Below are 21,491 nucleotides of genomic sequence, written 5' to 3' on the forward strand. Positions count from 1 at the left end.
CTCACCTCGTCTGGATGCGTTCCAGCAGCGCCGTGTTGCGGGCCTCGCGCTGACGGCCCGCCGCCCGCACCCAGGCCGAAGCCGAGCCGGCGGCATGGAAGCGGTCGCGGGCGCGCGTCAGGGCGGTGTAGACCAGATTGCGCGAGAGCATCGGCATGTGAGCCTCGTGCAGCACGCCGAGGACCTGCGGCCACTCGCTGCCCTGCGCGCGGTGGACCGTCAGCGCGTAGCCGAGTTGCAGGTTGAACAGTTCCGCGCCCGCGAGGTCCACCACATTGCCGTCGAAATCCACCGTCAGGCGGCCCCCCTCGGCCTTGAGGACCGTGCCCAGCGTGCCGTTGAAGATCTCGTTGGTGTAGTCGTTCTTGGTCTGCACGACGGTGTCGCCGGGGCGGGCGTGGCCCTCGGCGATACGCACGCCGCCCTCACCAGGGTTGAACAGGCTCTGGAGCTGCGCGTTCAATGCGTCCATACCCAGCGGCCCCTTGCGCATGGGCGTGAGCACCTGCACCGCCGCCGGGCCGCCGAGGTCACGCACCATCAGGGCCACGCGGCGCGCGCCCACGTCCGGCTCGGTCTCGGTGAGGGTCAGGCGGGGGTCGCCCCATTCGGGGGCCCGGGCGTGCAGCAGGCCGTGCGCCGCGCGGATGATGGGGTTCTCGGCCGCCTGACGGTAGACCTGCGTCAGCGTGACGGTCGGGGCCACCTGTGCCAGCGCCAGCAGGGGCAGCCCGGCGTCTACCGGCGGAAGCTGGTCGGTGTCGCCCACGAGCAGCACCCGCGCGCCCGGCGGCACCGCCGCGAGCAGCGAGAGCATCAGGCCGTCGCCCATCATCGAGACCTCGTCCACGATGAGCAGGTCGTAGGGTGCGGGTTCGAGGTGGTTGTGCCGGAACCCCGCCGGGCCGTAGCCCAGCAGGCGGTGGACCGTGCTCGCCGTGCGGCCCGTCACCTCGCCCAGCCGCCGCGCCGCCTTGCCGGTGGGGGCGCACAGCCCGACCTCCAGCCCCAGCGACTCGGCGAGGTCGGCGACCGCGCGGGTGGTCGTGCTCTTGCCGGTACCGGGGCCGCCGGTCAGCACGACCAGCCGGTGCTCTTCCATGAGATGCAGCACGCTGGCCTGCTCGTCCGAGAGGCCGACCTCCGCGCCCACCGTGACCGTCCACTCGTCGCCGCCGGGGGGCGTGGCGAGCAGGGTGCGGACCAGCGTGGCGAGCTTCTTCTCGGCGCGCAGCACGGGCGGCAGGTAGATGCGACTGGTGTCGCCCACGCTGTCGTCCTTGAGGCGGCCGAGTTCGACCGCCGTCTCGACCGCCAGCCGGGCCTGCTCGGGCGAGACGCGGGTGTAATGCGCCACGCCGCGCTCGGCCCGGTCGCGCGGCAGGAAGCTGTGGCCGCTCTGCTGCGCGGCCTGTTGCAGCGCGTATACGGCGGCGGCCGTGAGACGGCGGGGGTCGTCGAGCGAGCCGCCCGCGCCCTGCCACAGCTTGTCGGCGGTCAGGAACCCGATGCCCTCGACCTCGGTCAACGCGAAGAGGTCGGCCTGGAGGCGCTCCAGGGCCGCCTCGCCGAAGTGCTTCACGGCCCGCTGCGCCTGCGAGATGCTCAGGCCCAGGCCCTGGAGCCCCGCGAGCAGCCGCCGCTCCAGCCCCTGCTGGCTCCAGCTCGACACCATCTTGTGCAGGGTGCTCTGGGTGACGCCCGGCACCTGCAAGAGGCGCTGCGGGTCGTGCTCCAGCAGGTCGAAGGCCTCGGCCCCGAAAGCCTTGGCAAGCCGGGCGGCCAGCACCTTGCCCACCCCGCCCACGCGCGCTTCGAGATAGGCGGCGACCCCGGCCTCGGTCAGGTCGGCGGGCGTGGCCTCCAGGACCATGTTCAGCACGCGGTACTGGTGGCCGTACTCGCGGTGTTCTTCGAGCAGCACGTCGGCGCTGAAGGTGTCGCCCGCCTCCAGCGGCGGCATCAGGCCGATGACGGTGGCGTCGGGGTCCTCGCCCTCGTCGTTGCGAATCCGGGCGGTCATGACGGTGAAGCCGCTGTCGGCCCGGAAGCGCACTTTGTTTACGCCCCCGGACACCCGGAACGGCTCGGTTGGGGAGGCTACGGTCATCGCCGCGCAGCATAGCGCGGGCCAAAGCATTCTGTGGTGAGCGTAATGGTGATGAGGCGAGGAGTAGAGAAGGCAGGGGCGGGTGCTGTGTAGAGGCAAAGAAGGGCCACCGGACCACTCCGACCACCCAGCTCCCCCAAAGGCCGTCGTGCGCGCAGCGCGCGGGCCATTCCAACGCTATGCAGCTGGCCCCGAGCTGAGCCGTCACGCCGTAAAGCAGAGCCGCCCCGCCGACTTCCGGGACGACTCTTTGCCGAGCGCAGCGAAAAGCTCCCCCTCCTCTGGGGGGGGGCTGGGGGGAGGAAAAGCGGAGCCAGACCACCTCCAGCCCGAGAAACCTTCCTGTTCTCCCCGTCCCACATGCTATTTTTCCGTTATGCGCGTACTTCACACCGCCGATTTCCACGCCGGGCGGCTGCTGCGCGGCTTCGACCGCACCCCCGAGATCCACGACGCCCTGACCGAGATCGCCGGGCTGGCCCGCACCGAACGCGCCGACGCCGTGCTCGTGTCGGGCGACCTGTTCGACACGGGCAACCCGTCGGCCGGGGCCGAACACGCGGTCTTCGACTTTTTCCTGCGGCTGCGCGACGCGGGCATTCCGGGCATCGTCATCGCCGGAAACCACGACTCGGCGGCGCGGCTCGCCAGCGTGACAGGGCTGCTGGGCTGGGTGGGCGTACAGGTGGTGGCCCAGCCGACCGCCAACCCCCTGGACATGGTGCGCCGCATCGAGACGAAGGGCGGCGAGACGCTGACGGTGGGCGCGCTGCCCTACCTCTCCGAGCGGCGGCTGGTCAAGGCGGCCGACCTGCTGGGCGGCGACACCGGCACGTGGCGGCAGAAGTACCGCGAGGGCATGGGCTTTTTCCTGCGGCGGCTGGGCGAGGGTTTCTCGGGGGGCAGCGTGAACATGCTCATGGCCCACGCCACGATGGACGGCGCGGTCCCCAGCGGCTCCGAACGCTCCATGCAGTTCGACCTGACCAACAGCTACACCCTCTCGGGCCTGCAACTGCCCGCCGGGGCGCAGTACGTGGCGCTCGGACACGTCCACAAGCCGCAGACGGTCAGCGAGGCGCCGCTGGCCTGTTACCCCGGCAGCGTCATCCAGCTCGATTTCGGCGAGGGCGGTGAGAAGAAGCAGGTCAACCTGATCGAGGTGGAGGCCGGGCGCCCGGCGCGCATACATGCCCTGCCGCTGGCGAGCGGGCGTGAGCTGCGGACCCTGCGGGTGGACCTTGAGCAAGTCGAGGCGCGGCTCTCGAAGCTCCAGGGCTTCGACGGGCTGCTGAAGGTGGTCGTGCGCGCGCCCGCCGGAACCGCGCTGCCGGGCCTGAAGGACCGCGTACTGAAGCTGGCCCCCAACACGCTGGCGGTCGAACTCGACGCGGCGCAGGAGGACCTGGCCCTGCCCGAGCAGAAGCGCGAGGGCCTGAGCCTGATGGAGCTGTACGAACGCTACTGGCGCGAGCGCCGGGGCGAACTGCCCGCCGACCTGCGCGCGGCCTTCCGTGAGGCCGACCTCCAGGCCCACGAGGGCGAGACCGGGCCGGAGGCGGTGGCGTGAGGCCGCTGCACCTGGAGTTGCAGGGCTTCACGGCCTTCCGGCAGCCGACCACGCTGGACTTCGGCGACCTCGATCTCTTCGCGCTCGTCGGTCCGACCGGCAGCGGCAAGAGCAGCCTGCTCGACGCCATGACCTTCGCGCTGTACGGCCAGACGGCCCGGCTGGGGGCCTCGGGCCTCGACGCGCTCATCTCGCAGGGCGAGCGGGGCCTGAGCGTGTCGCTGACCTTCGAGGTGAGCGGCGTGACCTACCGCGCGACGCGCACCAAGGGCCGCAAGGCCGCTGAGAACGACGTGCGTTTCGAGCGCCGGGACGAGGACGGCCGCTGGACCGGCCTGAACGACGGCGGCGTCAAGGGCATCGGCGAGCGCATCCGCCGGGCGGTGGGCCTGGATTTCAAGACCTTCGCCCGCAGCGTGATGCTGCCGCAGGGCCAGTTCGCGGCGCTGCTGCACGGCTCGGGCAAGGACCGTCAGGCGCTGCTGGGCGAGCTGACCGGCCTGGACCACGTACAGACGATGCAGAAGGTCGCTGCCGAACGCGCCAAGGAACTCAAGCACGAGTCGCAGAGCCTGAGCAGCGTGCTGGCGACCGAGTACGCGGGCGTGACCCCCGAGGCCGCCGCCGCCCTGCGCGCCGAACGCGAGCGCCAGAGCGCCGAGGCCGAGGGCCTGAGCGACGCCCGCGAGCGCCTCCAGACCCAGGTGGGCCGCCTGCGCGACGCCGAGAAGGTCTGGCGCGCCCGCGAGGACACCCGCCGCCGCCTGGGGGCGCTCGACGCCCGCGCCGTCAGCGTGCGCGAGGGGGCCGAACGCGCCGCGCAGGCCCGCCGGGTCGCCGGGGTGCTGCCGCTGCTCGACCATGCCGAGCGCGCCCGCATCGCCCATGAGCGCGAGGCCCGCGCGCTGGACCAGGCCCAAGAGGCCGCCGACACCGCCGCCCGCACTGCGGCCCAGGCCGCCGCCGCCCTGGCCCGGGCGCAGGCCCAGGAGGCGCGCATTCCCGAGCTGGAGGCCCGCGCCGAGACGCTGCGCGGGGCCGAGGCCGACGCCGCCCGCCTGAAACGCGCCGGGGGCACCCCCCAGACCACCCACCCGCAGCCGCTCGCCTGGGACGAGGACGCCTTCTACGCGGCGCGCGAGGGCGTGCAGAAGCTCGACAAGCTGCGCGGCGAGCGGGTGCAGGTCGAGGCGCAGAAGGCCGCGCTGGAGGCCGACCGCGCCCGCCAGGGCGCCGAGCTGGGACAGCTGAAGGCGCTGGAGGCCGAGCAGGAGCGGGTCAAGCGCGAGGGCCAGAGTGCCAAGACCGACACCGAGCGCGCCGAGGCTGAGCTGCACGCCGCCCAGATCGACGCCGGCGTGGCGGCCTACCGCACCCACCTGCATGTGGGCGAGCCGTGCCCGCTGTGCGCCCAGACGGTCCGCACGCTGCCCGATACCCCCCCCGCCGACCTCTCTCGCCTGGAACAGCAGGCCGCCGCCCTGAAGGCCACCCTCGAAGGCCGCCGCCTGCGCTACAAGGAGATCGGGCTGGAGCTGACCAGCCTGCGCCGCTCGACCGAGGCACGTACGGCGACCCTGGCCGACTGGGACGCGCAACTCCGGCAGCGCGAGGCCGACCTGCGCGAACTGGAAACCCATATCACGGGGGACCCGCAGCTCGACGCCGCGCGGCTGCTCGCGGGCCTGGCCGCCCAGGTGCGCGCCGCCGGCCCCGACCCCGCCCGCGCCCGGCAGGCCGCGCAGGCTGAGGTGCAGGCCATCCGCCGGGGGGGGCAGGAGGCGCAGGCGGGGCTGGGCCGCGTCCAGGGCGAGGAGGCCGCCGCCGGAGCCACCCTGCGGGCCGCGCAGGCCGCCGTCTCGGGCCGGGAGCGCGAGGCCCAGGAAGCCCAGACGGCCCTGAGCGGCGCGCTCGCGGCCCTGGGCGTGAACGCCGCGCAGGCCCGCGCCGCCGCGCTGCCCGAGGCCGACATCGCCGCGCACGAGGAGGCCGCCCGCACCTTCGGGGCGCAGCGGGCGCAACTGGCCGAGGCGCTGGCCGAACTCGAACGCCAGCTCGGGCCGGTGCCCTTCGACCCGGCCGAGCTGACCCAGGCGACCCGCGACCTGAGCGCCACCGACGCGGCCCTGAGCGCCGCCCGCGAGCGCGCCGGGGTGCTGGCCGAGCAGGAGCGCGCCCTGCGCGAGCGCCTGGAGCGCAAGGCGGCCACCGAGGCCCGCGCCGCCGAGGCCGCCCGCACCTTCGACACCTGGCAGACCCTGACCAACTCGCTGCGCGCCAACGAGTTCCAGCAGTTCCTGCTCGCGGAGGTGGAGGCGCAACTTCTGACGCGGGCGGGCATCCTCCTGCACGAGATCAGCGACGGGCGCTACCGGCTGGCCCTCGCGGACAGTGAATACGTGGTGCAGGACCTGTGGAACGCGGGCGAGGTGCGCGGCGTGAAAACCCTGTCGGGCGGCGAGACCTTCCTCGCGAGCCTGGCCCTGGCCATCGCCCTGAGCGATTATCTCGCGGGCAACAAGATCCTGGGGGCGCTGTTTCTGGACGAGGGCTTCGGCACGCTGGACCCGCAGGCGCTCGAAGCGGTCGCCGGGGCGCTGGAAAACCTGCGTACCCAGGGCCGCATGGTGGGCGTGGTCACGCACGTCGAGAGCCTCTCCGAGCGCCTGCCCAGCCGCCTCCTCGTGACCAAGAGCGTGGCAGGCAGCAGCGTGCAGCGGCTCGACGGCTAGGGCGGCCGGGACCTCCGAAAGCCGCAGACCGCTTCTTAACGTCCTTCCCACTCTGTAGCCGCGCTGACGGGGCGCGGGGGCCCGGCCCGCCACGCTGGGCCCCATGACCCAGAACGAGACGCTGTTCGAGACGACCTCCTCCGCCCACGGGGGGCGCGCCGGCCATGTCGAGGGCGAGGGCGGGCTGAACGTGCGCCTCGCCGTACCTGAGGCGATGGGCGGCGACGGCGGCGAGGGCAGCACGCCCGAGGGCCTGTTCGCGGCGGCGCTCGCGGCCTGTTTCGCCAGCGCGATGGGTGCGGTGGCCCGCGCCGAAAACTACCCCGAATTCGGAGATATGGAGGTCAGCGCGACCGCCGGCCTGAGCCTCGACGGCGAGGCGCACACCCTGCACGCTGCCCTGGACATCAAGCTGCCGGGCCTGAGCCGTGAGCAGGCGCAACATCTGGTGGACGGCGCGAAGGATATTTGCGCCTACACCCGCGCCCTGAAGGGCAACGTGGACGTGGACTACCGCCTGCACGACTGATCCGGATCGGGACAGGCTGCGCGGGAGGGGCATTGCTGCCGTTCAAATGAACGTGAAACCCTATACGGCAGACAGCAGGGGCCGGGAGGCCATCTCGGCCCCTGTCCCATTCAGGCCGGAATCTGTTCCTTGTCCAGTCGCGCGAAGATCATGCGGCCCACGTTGGTCTGCATGTTGTTCACCACGACCACCCGCACGGGCTTGTTGCGCAGCTTGAGGCCGTCCTCGACGACGACCATCGTGCCGTCTTCCATGTATCCCACGCCCTGCCCCGACTGCTGACCGCTCTTGGTGATGGTGATGGTCAGGCTGTCGCCCGCCTGCACCTGCGGCTTGAGGGCCACCGCCGCCTCGTGGATGCTCAGGGCCTCCGCGCCGTGCAGTTTGGCGATGCGCAGGAGGTTGCTGTCGTTGGTCAGGATGCGCGCGCCCGTTTCGCGCGCCAGCCGGATGAGTTTGTCGTCCACACCCACGAGGTTCGGGTCGTCCCAGTCTTCGACGTGCAGGGGACGCTGCGCCCGCAGGTCTTCGAGGACCTTCAGACCCCGCTTGCCGCGCGTGCGCTTCTGGGGATCGGTGCTGTCGGCCAGGGTCTGCAACTCGCGCAGTACGAAGGCGGGCACCACGAGTTCGCCCTCCAGAAAGCCCACGCGGCTCAGTTCCAGCATCCGGCCATCGATGATGACGCTGCTGTCGAGCAGCTTGCCGCCGGGTTTGCGCCGCACCTGGGACGTGGCGAGCGCCCCGAAGGCGTCGGCGTTGCGCACCGCGAAGGTGATGAAAAAGGCCGCCAGCACCACCGTCACGATCAGGCTCAGGCCCCAGGAGGCGAAGGGCAGGGCACGCAGCAGGTTACCCAGCAGCACGCTCAGCAGCAGGGCCACGATCAATCCGAAGGTCGCGGCGGCGACGGTCTGGGGCGAGAGGCGGTCGTACCAGGCCCGGACCCGCACGCTGCGCGCCAGCACGAACTTCTCGGCGCGGGGGGCCAGCAGCAGGCCCGTGAACATGCCGGCCAGCATCAGGCTGACCGTGTTGAGGGTGGCGGTCTCGGGCGACCCGGTCACCGCCAGGGCCACGCCACCGCCGTAACCGGCGATCAGGCCCAGCAGCATCATGGCGAGTCGGAACCACAGCATCACTCCCCAGTGTAGCGGCCCGCCGCCAGAGACGGCCAGGAAAGCCGTCCCGCACGAAACGCGCGATACTGCACCGGTGCCCTCCTCCGCCGACCGCACGCCCGCCGCCCTGTCCGGCCTGCCCGAGTTCGCGCTGCCGGTCACGGACCCGGCTTTCGTCCAGGATCCCTACCCCCTGCTCGCGCGGCTGCGCGCCGAGCTGCCGGTCTTCCGCGACCCCGAGATGAACCGCGTGGTCCTGACCCGGCACGCCGACATCTCGGCGGCGCTGCGCGACAAGCGGCTGGGCCGCAGCGCCCTGCACCGCTACTCGCGCGACGAACTCGGCTGGCCGCTGCCCGACCCCCGGCAGGCCCACTTCGACGCCTTCAACGCCAACCACCTCCTCGACTCCGAGCCGCCCAAGCACACGCGGCTGCGCTCGCTGGTCAGTCTGGCCTTCACGCCGCGCCGGGTCGAGCGCCTCATGCCCCGCATCGAGGAGATTCTGGAAGCGCAGCTTCGCGGGCTGGGAGACGGGGGGCCGTTCGACCTCGTGTCGCGCTACGCCGAGCCGCTGCCCGTGACCGTGATTGCCGAACTGCTGGGCGTGCCCGAGGAAGACCGCGCCGGGCTGCGGCCCTGGTCGGCGGCTATCGTGCGGCTGTACGAGCCTTCGGCCAGCGCGCAGGCCCAGGCCGAGGCCGAACAGGCCGTGCTGGACTTCAGCGCCCTGATCCGGCGGCTGGCCGGGGAACGCCGCGCCGCGCCGCGCGACGACCTCATCACGGCGCTCGTGCAGGCCGAGGAGGGCGGCGACCGCCTGAGCGAACAGGAACTCGTGGACGCCTGCATCCTGCTCCTCAACGCCGGGCACGAGGCGAGCGTGAACGGACTGGCGGCCGGCGTGCTGGCGCTGCTGCGCCGCCGCGAACACTGGGAAGCGCTGGTGGCCGCCGCCTCCCACCCGGACAGCCTGCCGGTGTTCCGCACGGCCGTAGAGGAACTGCTGCGCTACGACACGCCGCTGCCCCTGTTCGAGCGCATCGTGCTGGAGCCGATGACGCTGCACGGCGCCGAGCTGCGCCCCGGTGAGCGCCTCTCGCTGCTGTACGCCAGCGGCAACCGCGACGAGCAGAAGTTCGCGCATCCCGACGAACTGTGGCTGGACCGCGACCCCAATCCGCACCTGACCTTCGGGCTGGGCATCCACTACTGCCTGGGAGCGCCGCTGGCCCGCCTGGAGCTGGCCCTGAGCCTGCGCGCCCTGTGCCGCGCGCTGCCGGGCCTGCGCCTGGCCGACCCGGAGGCGCCCGCGCGCTACACGGGCGGTTTCGTGATCCGGGGGCTGGAGCGGCTGGACGTGGTGGCGGGGTGAACGCCGCCGGGCCGACCTGCGCCGACCTGGACCGGTTCTGGGACCTGGGCGGGGTCACGGCCCTAACGGCGCTGGGCGGGGGCAGCATCAACGGGGCGTGGCGGGTGGAGGCGGGCACCGGGCACTTTCACCTGCGCGTCTACCGCTCGCCGGACCGGGCGCGGGCCGAGCGCGAACTGGCCGCCGTCGCGGTCGCCGTGGCGGCGGGCGTGCCCACCCCCGCGCCCCGGCCTGCCCGCGCGGGCGGCGTGCTGGCCCGGCTGGAGGCGGGCTGGGCCGCGCTCTTTCCGGCGCTGGACGGCGCCCCCGTGCCCCGCGCCGCCCTGACGGCCGACCATGCGGGGGGGCTGGGCCACTTGCTGGCCGAGGTCCACGCCCGGCTGCCCCGGCAGGTGCCCTTCGAGGTGCCGGGCCTGCACCAGCGCCCGGTCGGGGAAATCCTGACGCGCCTGGAGCGGATCGAGGCGGCGATCCTGGCATGGCCTGAACCCGGCGAGGTGGACGCCTGGGCGCTGGAGCGCACGCGCCAGCGGCTCGCCCACCTGCGGGCCTCGCCCCCGGCCGACCATGCCCCGACCTTCCCCGCGCGGTTCCTGCACGGCGACTTTCACGAAGGCAACGTCTTTTTTCTGTGCGGCACGCCGCACGCCCTGATCGACTGGGAGCACCCCCGCCTCGCCCCACGCGCCTGGGAGATCGTGCGCTGCCTGCACCTCAGTCTGCGCCTACATCCCGTGCTGGGGCAGGCCTTTCTGGACGGCTACCGGGCGCGGCTGCCCCTGAGCACCCCGGAACTGGCCGACGGCGCGGCCCTGTACGCCACCTTGCAGGAGCGCAACGTCTGAACCTACGAGAGCATCTACCTGGAGGGCAACCCCGGTCCCCGGCAGTTCGTCCGGCCGCCGCCCTATGTGCCCTTCGTGCGCGACTGGGCCGCCAGCGGGCTGGGCACGGGGGACTGAGACGCGTCAGGACGGCCCGCTGGCCACCTCTCACAGACTTGTGAATTTCGGCACCTCCTCGCCTACACTGGGCCGCGATGACTGCACCGACCCTCACGATTGACGACGCGGTGAACCGCGCGGGCCTGGGGCCGTTCCAGTGGCGGCTGCTGGCGATCTGCGGCCTGACCTGGGCGGCCGACGCGATGGAGGTCCTGCTCATGGGCTTCGCGCTGCCCGGCATCAGCGCGGCCTTCGGGCTGGAACGCGGCTCGGCTGACGCCACGCTGCTACTCACGGCGACCTTCGCGGGCATGCTGGTCGGCGCGTGGTTCTGGGGCGCGCTGGCCGACCGCATCGGCCGCCGCCGGGTGTTCCTGACGACCGTCTCGCTGGGCGTGGTCTTCGGGCTGCTGGGGGCCTTCGCGCCCAACCTCGGGGTGCTCGTCGTGGCGCGCGTCCTGACCGGCTTCGCCATCGGGGGCACGCTGCCGGTGGACTACGCGATGATGGCCGAGTTCGTGCCGACCGCGCGGCGTGGGCGCTTTCTGGTGTATCTGGAGAGCTTCTGGGCGGTGGGTACAGTGGCCGTCGCGGCCCTGGCCTGGGGCCTGAGCGCCGCGCTGCCGCCCGAGGAGGGCTGGCACTGGCTGCTGGGGCTGGCCGCCGTGCCGGGGCTGGTGGGGCTGCTCGCGCGCCTGGGCCTGCCCGACTCGCCCCGGTCGCTGCTGCTGCGCGGCGACGCCGGACAGGCCCGCGCGGCCCTGGATCAGGTGGCGCGTGCCAACGGCCGCGAGCTGCCCGACTGGCCGCTGGCCGTCCCCGAGGCGGCGGCCCGCACCCGGCCGGCCGACCTGCTGCGGGGGGCGCTGGGCCGCCGGACCGCCCTGCTGGCGGTGACTTGGTTCGGCCTGAGCCTGGGCTACTACGGCATCTTCACGTGGCTGCCCAGCTACCTGCGGGCGCAGGGGCTGGACCTCGGCGCCACCTACCGCACCACGCTGCTGCTCGCGCTGGCGCAGCTTCCGGGCTACGCCCTCTCGGCATATCTGGTCGAGCGGGCGGGGCGACGGGTCACGCTCGCGGGTTTCCTGCTGCTGAGCGCGGCGGGGGTGGCCCTCTTCCTGCTCGCGTCGGGGGCGACGGGCGTGCTGGGGACCTCGGCGCTGCTCTCGTTCGCGCTGCTGGGGGCCTGGGGGGCGCTGTACGCCTATACGCCCGAGCTGTTCCCGACCGCCGTACGCACGACCGGCGTGGGCTTCGTCAGCGGCGTGGCGCGCCTGGCGAGCGTGCTCTCGCCCAGCGTGGGCGCGCTGCTCCTGACCGGCCAACTGGGCGTGGCCCTGGCCGTCTTCGCCGCGTGCTTTCTGGTGGCGGCCGCCTGCGCCTGGGCCATCGGCGTCGAGACGCGGGGGCAGGCGCTGCCGGACGAGCTGCCCGGCACGCTTGCGGATAGGGTGGGCGCATGAACCGCCCCGATCCCCTGACCGCCGACCTGCCCCCGGCGACCCCCCTCGCCTCCGCGCTGTTCACCGACCTGTACCAGCTCACCATGATGCAGGGGTACTTTCTGGCGGGGCTGCACGCACAGCCGGCCACTTTCGACCTGTACTACCGCCGCAATCCGTACCGGGGCGGCTACGCGGTGTGGGCCGGGCTGGAAGTCGCGCTGGACTACCTGGAGGGCCTGCGCTTCACCGCCGCCGACCTGGACTATCTGGCGGGCCTGGGCCAGTTCCGGTCCGAGTTCCTGGAGGCGTTGCGGGACTGGCGCTTTTCGTGCGCCGTGACGGCCTTCCCGGAGGGCCGCGTCGTCTTTCCGAACGAGCCGCTGCTGACGGTACAGGGGCCGCTGTGGGAGGCGCAACTCGTCGAGACGGCGCTGCTGAACGTCCTGAACTTCCAGACCCTGGTCGCCACCAAGGCCGCGCGCTGCCTGACCGCCGCGCAGCGCAGTCCCTACGGCGGAGCCGTGGTCGAGTTCGGTGCGCGCCGGGCGCAGGGGCCGGACGGCGCGCTGGGGGCCGCGCGCGCGGCGGTGGTCGGCGGAGCGACCGGCACGAGCAACGTCGAGGCGGCGCGGCGCTACGGCCTGAAGGCGGTGGGAACCCATGCCCACGCCTGGGTCGAGAGCTTCCCGACCGAGCTCGACGCATTCCGTGCCTACGCCCGCATGTACCCGGAGAACACCACGCTGCTCCTCGACACCTTCGACACGCTCGACAGCGGGCTGCCCAACGCCGTCACGGTGGCGCGCGAACTGAGGGAAGCGGGCCACGAACTGCGCGGCGTGCGCCTGGACTCGGGCGACCTCGCCTACCTGTCGGCGCGGGTGCGCTCACGGCTGGACGAGGCGGGCTTTCCGGAGGTGAAGATCACCGCCAGCAACGACCTCTCCGAATCGGTCATCGAGTCGGTGATCCGCGAGGGCGGGCGCATCGACGTGTACGGGGTGGGCACGCAGCTCGCCACCGGGGGCGGCGACGGCGGCGGGGCGCTGGGGGGCGTCTACAAGCTGGTGGCCCTGGACGGCGCCGACAAGATGAAGCTGACCGGCGACCCCGGCAAGACCAGTGTCCCCGGTCTCAAGCGCGTGTGGCGCGGCGTGGACGCGGCGGGCCACCTCGCGCTGGATGTGGTCGCCAGCGATAGCGAGGCCGTCCCGCAGCCCGGCGAACGTGTCAGCGATCCCGGCAACCCCCTGCGCAGCAGCCGCGTGCCGGCGGGGCTGACCTGGAGCGACGCCCGCGTGCGCGTGATGGAAGCGGGACGCCGCCTCACCGCGCCCGAGCCGCTGCCCGACCTGCAGGCCCGCGCCCGGGCCGACCTCGACCGGCTGCCCGAGGGCACGCTGCGGCTGCTGAACCCGCACGTCTACCGCGTGAGCCTCAGCCGCCCGTTGCAGGAACGCCGCGACGCCTTGATCGCCGCGCTGCGCGAGCAGCATGGACTGTGAGGGCGGCTTGTGACGTATAGGGGCGGGGGCAGACTGGGCGCTGGCGGCGCAAGGGCGATCCGTCTTCCCGGCAGACGCGGGCAGCCCGGGCGCTCACCCCAGCTTTTCTCCACACGCTACAGACCACACGCCACACGTCCCCCCACTTTCCACACCCCGCTCTCCGCCCGCCGTCCATGACCCTCGCCGTCTACATCGGGCGCTTTCAGCCGCCGCACCGCGCACACCTGAACACCATGCTCGCAGCGCTGGAGCGCCACGCCCACCTGCTGGTCCTGCCGGGCAGCGCCAATCTGGCCCGCAGCGTCAAGAACCCCTGGAGCGCCCCCGAGCGCGTGCGGATGATCCGCGCGGCGCTGGCTGGCGCGGGAGCCGATTTGCGACGTGTGCGATTCGCGCCGCTGCCCGACGAGTTCGACACCGATCTCTGGGCAGCGGGGGTCCGGGCCGCTGTGGGCACGCGCGACGCCGTACTCGTCGGCTTCGAGAAGGACGCCACCAGCAGCTACCTGCGCTGGTTTCCCGAGTGGGCGGCCGAGGCGTCGCCGGTCACGCCGGGCCTGAACGCCACCGACCTGCGCCGCGCCTACTTCACCGGCGAACCGGTGCCGGACCTGCCGGACGCCGTGCGGGCCGCTCTGGAGACCTTCGCGCACACCCGCACCTTCCGTCGCCTGCGGGCCGAAGACGCCGCCGTGCAGGCCGAGCGGGCGCGGCTGGCCGGGGCCCCGCTGCCCCTTCAGGAGGTGCGGCACTGTCACGTCGCCGGGGGACACGTCTGGCTGCGCCGCCGCACCGGCCCCATCGGGCGCGGGCTGTGGGAGCTGCCGGGCCACCGGCTGGGCCCCGGCGAGACGCCGCCCCCCGGCGCGCGGGTCTTCGGGCATCCCTCGCGGTCGCTGGTGCTGCCGGCCGTGGCCCACGTCCTGCCCTCGGAAGGCGGCGGCGAGGCCGTACCGCTGGCCTGGGCACTGGCCCGCCCCCGCCACTTCTTAGAGGACCACGCGGTCATCGTGCGCCGGATGGTCCAGAGCTAGAAACTGCGCTCGCGGGCGAACCCCGACCCGACTCCGATGCCCTGACCGACGGGGTGATCGTCCTTAAAAGACGAGGGACCGGGAGCAGACAAGCCTCCGGGAACGCAGCGAGCGGCAAGCTGGGTCAGTGAATCCACAACAGCGATGAGCTGAGAAAGCTACGTCGGTCGGTGTCCGTCTACCGCGAAGCCCGAGTGGACCGCGCCCTGGTATCGCTCCGTCCGTCTCAGGACGGCTGCCCGGCCAGCAGTGCCGCGACCGCCTGCACCGCCGTCAGCGTCCCGGCCTGAACACTGGTGCGCAGCTCGGTCAGGCGGTGGGGCGAGGTGCCCGCGACGAACTGTTTCCATGCCGCCTCGCGCAGCAGTTCGTCGAACCACACGGCGGCCTGGGCCTGCCGCCGGCGGGGCAGGTCCACCTCGCGGGCGTAGTCCTGGGCGGCGGCCCACACCTCGTCCAGCCCCTCGCCCGTCACCGCCGAGGCCCGCAACGCACGGGGCCGCCAGGGGGCGTCGTGCGGCGTGAGCAGCGTCAGGGCGGCGCGCAGCTGCGTCTGGGCACGGACGGCCGCGCGGGGGTCGAGATCGGCCTTGTTCACCACGCACAGGTCGGCCAGTTCCATGATGCCGCGCTTGACCCCCTGCAACTCGTCGCCCGCGTTCGGCAGGGCCAGCAGCACGAACAGGTCGGTCATGGCGGCCACCTGCGTCTCCGACTGGCCCACGCCCACCGTCTCGACGAGGATCACGTCGTAGCCCGCCGCCTCGCACAGCGTGATCGCCTCGCGGGTGCGCCGCGCCACGCCGCCCAGCGTGCCCCCACTGGGGCTGGGGCGGATGAAAGCGCCCTCATGCACCGCCAGCCCCGGCATCCGCGTCTTGTCGCCCATGATCGAGCCGCCCGTGCGCGCACTGCTGGGGTCCACCGCCAGCACGGCGACCCGGTGCCCGGCATCGGCCAGGCGCAGGCCCAGCGCCTCGATGAAGGTGCTCTTGCCCACCCCCGGAACCCCGGTCAGGCCCAGGCGCAGCGAGCGCCCGGCCCGGGGCAGCACCTCGGCCAGCAGGGCCTGCGCCTGCACCTCGTGTTCGGGGCGGGCGCTCTCGCTGAGGGTAATCGCCCGCGCCAGCGCCCGCCGCTCGCCGGCCAGCAGGGCGACGGCGAGCGGATGGGCGGGGGCAGTCATGGGAGGCATGCTAGTGCAGGTTCGGGAGACGGAGAGGCCGTTACGCCCGGGCCTGTCCCGACCCCTGCCAGACCACGCCGACCGCCTCCTCCACACTGCGGATGCCCGGCTGCCCGTCCAGGCCCGGCGGCACGATCAGGCGGCCGTAACCGGCGCGGCGGGCCTCCTCGGCGCGGCGCAGGGCCGACTGGGCCTGCCGGACCTCGCCCGCCAGCCCGACCTCCCCGAAAGCCACGACCGTCTCGGGCAGGGCGCGGCCCACGACCGCCGAGTACACGGCGAGCGCCACCGCGAGGTCCAGCCCCGGGTCGGCCACCTTCAGGCCGCCCGCGAGGTTCACGTAGATGTCCAGGCCGCCCAGCGTCAGGTCCAGGCGGCGCTCCAGCACGGCCAGCACCACGTCCACGCGCCGGGGGTCCAGACCCACCACCACGCGCCGGGCATTGGGGTAGGGCGTCTTGGAGGCCAGGGCCTGCACCTCCAGCAGCATGGGCCGCTGGCCGTCGATGGTCGCGGCGACCACGCTGCCGGGCACGCCCACCGGGCGCTCGGCCAGGAAGGCGGCCGAGGGGTTCTCGACAGCGATAAGGCCCTCGCCGCGCATCTCGAACACGCCGAGTTCGCCGGCCTGCCCGAAGCGGTTTTTCACCGACCGCAGCAGCCGGAACGAGCCCACCGTCTCCAGAAAGACCGTCGTGTCCACGATGTGCTCCATCACCTTCGGGCCGGCGACGGTGCCGTCCTTGGTGACGTGGCCGACCAAGACCGTCGGCGTGCCGGTCTCCTTGGCGGCGCGGGTCAGCATGGCCGTGCCGTCGCGCACCTGCGCCACGCCGCCGGGCGCCCCCTCGCCCTCGACCGTCACGGTCTGGATCGAGTCCACGATGCACAGCGCGGGCTTGTGCTCATTCATCAGGGCGGCGATGTGTTCGGCCCGCGTGTCGCGCGTGAGCTGGATGTCCGCCGTGACCCCCAGGCGGTCGGCGCGCAGCCGGATCTGTTCGAGCGACTCCTCGCCCGCCACGTACAGCACGCTGCCCGACTGCGCCACCCGGTCGGCGACCTGGAGCAGCAGCGTGCTCTTGCCGATGCCCGGCTCGCCGCCGATCAGGGTCACGCCGCCCGCCACCAGCCCGCCGCCCAGCACGCGGTCGAGTTCGGGAATGCCCGACGGGGTGCGGGGTTCCTCGCGCCGCCCGACCGTCGAGAGCGCCGTGAGCTTGCCGCCCGACACGCCCCCGTACCCCCCCAGACCGCCGCGCCCCTTCCCGGCGGCGACGGTCGGCACCTCCTCCTCGAAGGAGTTCCAGGCCTGGCAGTTCGGGCAGCGCCCCAGCGGCTTGGCCGACGTGTAGCCGCAGGACGTGCAGACGTAGCGCGTGACGCTTTTAGCCACGCGGCTCCGCACTGGGGCTGCCGGGGCGGCTGTCGGCACGCCAGTAGGTCTGGCCGTCGGTGGCGAGATAATCGCCCTCGACGAGTTCGGGAATCAGGATGGTCGGGTCTTCGAGGGTGGTGTGGTCGGCCAGGAGGCGCTCGACCTCGGCGCGCCCGTACGCCACGCCCGACTCGAACAGGCCGCGCAGGTGGTGGAGGATGGCCTGCTGGTGCGCCACGCGGCGGTCGCTGGGCCAGCCGGTGATGCGGCCGTGTTCGTCCTGAAAATCGGTGATGCTTTTCGTCATTCGGCTATGTTACCGGGTCAGGGCTGAACAAACCGTGCGCCGCGCGGACAACGCGAAAACCCCCGCCCGGTGGGGGCAGGGGTTCAGGGGTCTGCGTGCGGGCTCAGCGGCCGCTGGGCACGAACTCGCGGTCGGCGAAATCCTCGCGGGGACGGCCCTGGCCGCCGCCGTCGCGGCTCCAGCGGCCCTGACCGCCACGGTCGTTGCCGCCGCGCCCGGCGTAGCTGCCGCCACGGTCATTGCCGCCACGGTTGCCGTAGCCGCCCTGGCCACGGTTGCCGCCGCCACGGTAGCCGCCCTCGTCGCGGTAGCCGCGGTTGCCGCCGCTGTAGCTGCCCTCGCGGCGTTCACGGGTGGGCGCCTCGAACAGTTCGGGCAGTTCCTGCGCGACTTCCACCTGGATGTCGCCTTCGAGGGGGTTGGCGGCGAGCAGCTTCTCGACGTATTCGCTGGGCACGTCGGCCACCGTGCCGCCGCGCCACTGGCGCACCTTGCCCAGGCGGCGGGTATCCACGTCGCTGCCGCGCGCCAGGACGGCCACGGTGCGCGGCACGCTCAGGCGCTCGCCGTGCAGGATCAGGGTGGTCAGGCCCTCTTCACCGCTCAGGAGGCTGGCGGCCTTGGCGGGCTCGGTCACGCCGCTGATCTTGGCCAGGGCGCGGGTCAGGGCCTCGAGGCCCAGTTCGCTGAAGAGACGCTCGGCTTCTTCCTGGAAACCCTGGGCCGCGCCGCTGTCCACGCGGCGGACCAGATCGGCGCTCGAACGGGCGCTCGCCGAGGCGACTTCCTTGGGGGTGGGCAGGGGACGCTCGGTAAAGCGCACGCCCGTGATGCGTTCCAGGCCCGACATCTCGCGGCCGTCGCGGTCACCGTACATGATGATCGCGGTGCCGGTGCGCCCGGCGCGGCCGGTGCGGCCCGAACGGTGCACGTAGCTCTCGGGGTCCTGGGGCAGGTGGTACTGCACCACGAGGTCCACCTCGGGGATGTCCAGGCCGCGCGCCGCCACGTCGGTGGCGACGAGCACGCCCACGCGGCCGCTGCGGAAGGCGCCCAGCGCCCGCTCGCGCTGCGTCTGCGCCAGGTCGCCGTGCAGCGCCTCGCTCTCGATGCCGCGGTGGATCAGTTCGTTCGCCAGCTCGTCGGCTTCGCGCTTGGTGCGCGTGAAGACGATGGCCTTCTCGGGGTTGTAGACGGTGAGCAGGTCGGCCAGCACGCGGGTGCGGCTGCGGCCCACGCGCACCTTGAGGTGCTCGACGGTCTGGGCGGCCTGGCTCTTGCCTTCGCCGACCATGTCCACGGTCAGGGGGTCACGCAGGTACTTGCGCGACAGGCGGTTGATGTCGCCGTTGAGGGTCGCACTGAACAGCATGGTCTGGCGGCCTTCGGGCGTCTTCTCGAGGATGGTCTCGATGGCGTCGGCGAAGCCCACGCTGAGCATCTCGTCGGCTTCGTCGAGCACGGCATACTGCACGGCGCTCAGGTCGAGGTTGCCGCGCTCCAGGTGGTCGATCAGGCGTCCGGGGGTGCCCACGACCACGTCCACGCCGCGGCGCAGCGCGTTTTCCTGGGGGGCGTAGCTCGCGCCGCCGTACACGGTGACGGTGGTCAGGTTGGCGCCCGACTTGCTGAACTCGTCGGCGACCTGCTTGGCGAGTTCGCGGGTGGGGGCCACGACGATGGCGCGCGGCAGGCGCGACCGCTCCCGGCTGGGTTCCAGGTTCTGGATGATGGGCAGCGCGAAGGCCAGCGTCTTGCCGGTGCCGGTGCGCGCGCGGCCGATCAGGTCGCGGCCCTGCAGGGTGTGGGGCAGGCTCTCGGCCTGGATGGGGCTGGCTTCGGTGATGCCGCGTTCAGCGAGGCGCGCCGCGAGTTCGGGCACGATCAGTTGATCAAAGTTCATTTGTGGTCCTTTCGGGAAAGATCCCCCAGGTGGTCCAGCGACCAGAACAAGACCCACAAACGCCCTTCGCGACCAACCTCGTCGAACCACTCAGGCAACCCTAGGTATCCATGTTCTCGGCAACCGCCCCTGATGAGGAGGGGTTCTCTCCAGCCGGGCGGTATCTCCTCCCGGCGCACGAAGAGACAGTATATCTGCCAGCAACATAAAATACAAGCCCGTGGCAGCTGACGGCGCTGCCGGGGCAGTGGCGTGCCAGGGCGTGGGCGACCAGGCGCGCGGACCAAAGGTTGTGTGACCTGTAGGTTACCGCATCCCGGCAGGCACCGTCGCCCTCACCTTCTCTTCAGGCAGGGTGGGCGGCCGCGCCCTCCCGCCAGCCACCGCTTCTGGGTGAGGGTTTCCAGACGGCCTCTCACCTGATAGCATCTCTGTTTGGGTGCCCCCATGATCCCTGCCGCAGCGTGTCCGGGCGTCGCGCGCGGCCTGGCCCCCGACAGCGTCGAAACCTGACGCCGGGCTGGCATGAGGACGGCAAACTTTTCCCACTGCAACGCCCAGGAGTATCCATGTCGTACATCAGCATGAAGCAGCTGCTCGAAGCCGGCGTCCACTTCGGCCACGAGACCAAGCGTTGGAACCCCAAGTTCAAGCGCTTCATCTTCGCCGAGCGCAACGGCATCTTCATCATCGACCTGCAGAAGACCCTCAAGCAGGTCGACCGCAGCTTCGATTACATCAAGGACCTCGCCGAGCGCGGCGGCGTCATCCTGTTCGTCGGCACCAAGAAGCAGGCGCAGGAAATCGTGGAACTCGAAGCCCGGCGCACCGGCATGCCCTTCGTGACCAGCCGCTGGCTGGGCGGCATGCTCACCAACTTCCGCACGATGCGCACCCGCATCGACCGCCTGAACGAACTCGACGACATGTTCGAGTCGGGCCGCATCAACGACCGCCCCAAGGCGGAGCGCGTGGAGCTGGGCGCCGAGCGCGAGCGCCTGCTGCGCTTCGTGGGCGGCATCCGCAAGATGACTCGCCTGCCCGACGCGATCTTCGTGGTGGACCCCACCAAGGAAGTCATCGCCGTGCAGGAAGCCAACAAGCTCGGGATTCCCGTCATCGCCCTGGCCGACACCGACTCGGACCCCGATGTCATCGACTACATCGTGCCCGGCAACGACGACGCCATCCGCAGCATCCAGCTCATCACCCACCGCATCGGTGACCTGCTGGTCGAGGCGCGCGGCGGCGGCGAAGACGTGAGCGGCGAGCGCGTCGAGGGCAGCAATGCCGACATCGAAGGCGCCGAGCAGGGCGAAGCCGGCGAAGAAGCCGTGCTGACCAGCACGCAGGGCCGCAGCTAAGACCCGCCACCTGGAGGGCGCGGGTCTCCCCCCTCTCGCGGGGAAGCGGGCCGCGCCCTTCTTGCTGAGCGTCTCCTCTCCCACCCACTTCTTTTCTGGAGGTATCCACCATGATGGAATCAATCAAGAAGCTGCGCGAACTGACCGGCGCGGGCATGATGGACGTGAAAAAGGCCCTGTCCGACGCGGGCAACGACGAAGACAAGGCCATCGCCCTGCTGCGCGAGCGCGGCATCGTCAAGGCCGCCAAGAAGAGCGACCGCGAAGCCCGTGAAGGCATCGTGCGCTTCGTCGTGGACGGCCACAAGGCCGCCATGGTCGAAGTGAACAGCGAGACCGACTTCGTGGCCCGCAACAGCGACTTCCAGGCCCTGGTCGAGAAGCTGGCCCAGGCCGCCCTGCAGGCCGGCACCAACGACATCGAGGAGTTCAAGAACTTCTCGCTGGACGGCGACACCGTGGGCAACACCGTGGCCGCTGCCGCCGGCAAGATCGGGGAGAACCTGGTCCTGAACCGCGTGGCCTTCATCGAGGCGGGCGAGGGCGAACAGCTCGCCGGCTACGTGCACAGCAACGGCAAGATCGGCGTGCTGGTGGACGTGGCGGGCGGCACCGAGGCGCACGCCAAGGACGTGGCCCTGCACGTGGCCGCCGAGCGCCCCCAGTACCTCAGCCGCGACGAAGTCAACAACGAGGACATCGAGAAGGAACGCGAGATCCTCACCAACAAGGCGCTCAACGAGGGCAAGCCCCAGCAGATCGTCGAGAAGATCGTCAACGGCCAGATCGGCAAGTTCTACCAGGACAAGGTGCTGCCCGAGCAGAGCTTCGTCAAGGACAACAGCCTGACGGTGGCGCAGTACCTGGGCGACGCGAGCATCAAGCGCTTCGTCCGTTTCGAAATCGGCTCGTAAGAAACTCGGGGCGGCGCGTCCGCCCCTTTTTTCGGGCCGCGAGGAGTTCCGAGACCCCAGCGGCCCCT

Annotated in this window: 16 protein-coding genes; 10 read left to right on the forward strand and 6 right to left on the reverse strand. The window is 72.0% G+C overall.

What is annotated here, in order from left to right:
• Nucleotide 1 precedes the first annotated feature (1 nt).
• On the reverse strand, nucleotides 2-2,110 hold the full coding sequence (gene recD2 / locus DGO_RS09235; RefSeq protein WP_014685235.1) for an SF1B family DNA helicase RecD2: 2,109 nt from the start codon (nucleotides 2,108-2,110) through the stop codon (nucleotides 2-4).
• 376 nt (nucleotides 2,111-2,486) lie between these two features.
• Between recD2 and DGO_RS09240 the strand changes: the two genes are divergently transcribed.
• The 3 genes from DGO_RS09240 (at nucleotide 2,487) to DGO_RS09250 (ending at nucleotide 6,941) form a co-directional block, all read left to right on the forward strand.
• Nucleotides 2,487-3,680: an exonuclease SbcCD subunit D gene (locus tag DGO_RS09240; RefSeq protein ID WP_014685236.1), complete on the forward strand. Its 1,194-nt coding sequence runs from the start codon at nucleotides 2,487-2,489 to the stop codon at nucleotides 3,678-3,680.
• Nucleotides 3,677-6,412 (forward strand): AAA family ATPase, encoded by a 2,736-nt coding sequence (locus DGO_RS09245; RefSeq protein ID WP_043801843.1) that lies wholly within the window; start codon nucleotides 3,677-3,679, stop codon nucleotides 6,410-6,412. Before DGO_RS09240 ends, DGO_RS09245 begins: the two co-directional genes overlap by 4 nt.
• Nucleotides 6,413-6,515: 103 nt before the next feature.
• Nucleotides 6,516-6,941 carry an Ohr family peroxiredoxin gene (locus DGO_RS09250; protein WP_014685238.1) on the forward strand — a complete coding sequence of 142 codons (426 nt, stop codon included), beginning with the start codon at nucleotides 6,516-6,518 and terminating at the stop codon, nucleotides 6,939-6,941.
• Between the two features lie 110 nt (nucleotides 6,942-7,051).
• Here DGO_RS09250 and DGO_RS09255 read toward each other — a convergent pair whose 3' ends face one another.
• Complete coding sequence (locus tag DGO_RS09255; protein ID WP_014685239.1) at nucleotides 7,052-8,080, reverse strand: PIN/TRAM domain-containing protein; 1,029 nt, start codon at nucleotides 8,078-8,080, stop codon at nucleotides 7,052-7,054.
• A gap of 223 nt (nucleotides 8,081-8,303) precedes the next feature.
• On the opposite strand from DGO_RS09255, the gene DGO_RS09260 reads away from it, so the two are divergent.
• The 5 genes from DGO_RS09260 (at nucleotide 8,304) to DGO_RS09280 (ending at nucleotide 14,371) form a co-directional block, all read left to right on the forward strand.
• Nucleotides 8,304-9,437 (forward strand): cytochrome P450, encoded by a 1,134-nt coding sequence (locus DGO_RS09260; RefSeq protein ID WP_014685240.1) that lies wholly within the window; start codon nucleotides 8,304-8,306, stop codon nucleotides 9,435-9,437.
• Nucleotides 9,434-10,282: a phosphotransferase gene (locus DGO_RS09265; RefSeq protein WP_014685241.1), complete on the forward strand. Its 849-nt coding sequence runs from the start codon at nucleotides 9,434-9,436 to the stop codon at nucleotides 10,280-10,282. Before DGO_RS09260 ends, DGO_RS09265 begins: the two co-directional genes overlap by 4 nt.
• A 194-nt stretch (nucleotides 10,283-10,476) precedes the next feature.
• Complete coding sequence (locus DGO_RS09270) at nucleotides 10,477-11,847, forward strand: MFS transporter (RefSeq protein ID WP_043801844.1); 1,371 nt, start codon at nucleotides 10,477-10,479, stop codon at nucleotides 11,845-11,847.
• Nucleotides 11,844-13,334, forward strand: coding sequence for a nicotinate phosphoribosyltransferase (locus DGO_RS09275; RefSeq protein WP_050920758.1), 1,491 nt, complete (start codon nucleotides 11,844-11,846; stop codon nucleotides 13,332-13,334). Before DGO_RS09270 ends, DGO_RS09275 begins: the two co-directional genes overlap by 4 nt.
• A 176-nt stretch (nucleotides 13,335-13,510) precedes the next feature.
• Complete coding sequence (locus tag DGO_RS09280) at nucleotides 13,511-14,371, forward strand: hypothetical protein (protein WP_043801846.1); 861 nt, start codon at nucleotides 13,511-13,513, stop codon at nucleotides 14,369-14,371.
• A 226-nt stretch (nucleotides 14,372-14,597) separates the two neighbouring features.
• Here the strand turns inward: DGO_RS09280 and meaB are convergent, their stop codons facing one another.
• The 4 genes from meaB to DGO_RS09300 all read right to left on the reverse strand — a co-directional run bounded on the left by meaB (nucleotide 14,598) and on the right by DGO_RS09300 (nucleotide 19,145).
• Nucleotides 14,598-15,557 (reverse strand): methylmalonyl Co-A mutase-associated GTPase MeaB, encoded by a 960-nt coding sequence (meaB, locus tag DGO_RS09285; RefSeq protein WP_043801847.1) that lies wholly within the window; start codon nucleotides 15,555-15,557, stop codon nucleotides 14,598-14,600.
• A gap of 40 nt (nucleotides 15,558-15,597) precedes the next feature.
• A complete protein-coding gene (radA, locus tag DGO_RS09290; protein WP_014685246.1) occupies nucleotides 15,598-16,953 on the reverse strand; it encodes a DNA repair protein RadA in 1,356 nt (451 codons plus the stop codon).
• A complete protein-coding gene (locus tag DGO_RS09295; RefSeq protein ID WP_014685247.1) occupies nucleotides 16,946-17,242 on the reverse strand; it encodes a DUF2087 domain-containing protein in 297 nt (98 codons plus the stop codon). Before DGO_RS09295 ends, radA begins: the two co-directional genes overlap by 8 nt.
• A gap of 103 nt (nucleotides 17,243-17,345) precedes the next feature.
• The gene (locus tag DGO_RS09300) at nucleotides 17,346-19,145 is read right to left on the reverse strand and encodes a DEAD/DEAH box RNA helicase (RefSeq protein ID WP_014685248.1); all 1,800 of its coding nucleotides are present in this window, start codon (nucleotides 19,143-19,145) and stop codon (nucleotides 17,346-17,348) included.
• Between the two features lie 569 nt (nucleotides 19,146-19,714).
• Here DGO_RS09300 and rpsB point away from each other — a divergent pair.
• Both rpsB and tsf read left to right on the forward strand, forming a co-directional pair.
• Complete coding sequence (gene rpsB / locus DGO_RS09305) at nucleotides 19,715-20,509, forward strand: 30S ribosomal protein S2 (protein WP_014685249.1); 795 nt, start codon at nucleotides 19,715-19,717, stop codon at nucleotides 20,507-20,509.
• 110 nt (nucleotides 20,510-20,619) lie between these two features.
• Nucleotides 20,620-21,423, forward strand: a complete 804-nt coding sequence (tsf, locus tag DGO_RS09310; protein WP_014685250.1) for a translation elongation factor Ts — start codon at nucleotides 20,620-20,622, stop codon at nucleotides 21,421-21,423.
• Nucleotides 21,424-21,491 lie beyond the last annotated feature (68 nt).

Origin of the sequence: Deinococcus gobiensis I-0 (assembly GCF_000252445.1) — a bacterium.
Taxonomy (GTDB): Bacteria; Deinococcota; Deinococci; order Deinococcales; family Deinococcaceae; genus Deinococcus; species Deinococcus gobiensis.

Excerpts from the sequence above, each read along its gene's own strand:
- recD2 (WP_014685235.1), bottom strand. The coding sequence starts at position 2,110 with ATGACCGTAGCCTCCCCAACCGAGCCGTTCCGGGTGTCCGGGGGCGTA.
- DGO_RS09240 (WP_014685236.1), top strand. The coding sequence starts at position 2,487 with ATGCGCGTACTTCACACCGCCGATTTCCACGCCGGGCGGCTGCTGCGC.
- DGO_RS09250 (WP_014685238.1), top strand. The coding sequence starts at position 6,516 with ATGACCCAGAACGAGACGCTGTTCGAGACGACCTCCTCCGCCCACGGG.
- DGO_RS09255 (WP_014685239.1), bottom strand. The coding sequence starts at position 8,080 with ATGCTGTGGTTCCGACTCGCCATGATGCTGCTGGGCCTGATCGCCGGT.
- DGO_RS09260 (WP_014685240.1), top strand. The coding sequence starts at position 8,304 with ATGAACCGCGTGGTCCTGACCCGGCACGCCGACATCTCGGCGGCGCTG.
- DGO_RS09270 (WP_043801844.1), top strand. The coding sequence starts at position 10,477 with ATGACTGCACCGACCCTCACGATTGACGACGCGGTGAACCGCGCGGGC.
- DGO_RS09275 (WP_050920758.1), top strand. The coding sequence starts at position 11,844 with ATGAACCGCCCCGATCCCCTGACCGCCGACCTGCCCCCGGCGACCCCC.
- DGO_RS09280 (WP_043801846.1), top strand. The coding sequence starts at position 13,511 with ATGACCCTCGCCGTCTACATCGGGCGCTTTCAGCCGCCGCACCGCGCA.
- meaB (WP_043801847.1), bottom strand. The coding sequence starts at position 15,557 with ATGACTGCCCCCGCCCATCCGCTCGCCGTCGCCCTGCTGGCCGGCGAG.
- DGO_RS09295 (WP_014685247.1), bottom strand. The coding sequence starts at position 17,242 with ATGACGAAAAGCATCACCGATTTTCAGGACGAACACGGCCGCATCACC.
- DGO_RS09300 (WP_014685248.1), bottom strand. The coding sequence starts at position 19,145 with ATGAACTTTGATCAACTGATCGTGCCCGAACTCGCGGCGCGCCTCGCT.
- rpsB (WP_014685249.1), top strand. The coding sequence starts at position 19,715 with ATGTCGTACATCAGCATGAAGCAGCTGCTCGAAGCCGGCGTCCACTTC.
- tsf (WP_014685250.1), top strand. The coding sequence starts at position 20,620 with ATGATGGAATCAATCAAGAAGCTGCGCGAACTGACCGGCGCGGGCATG.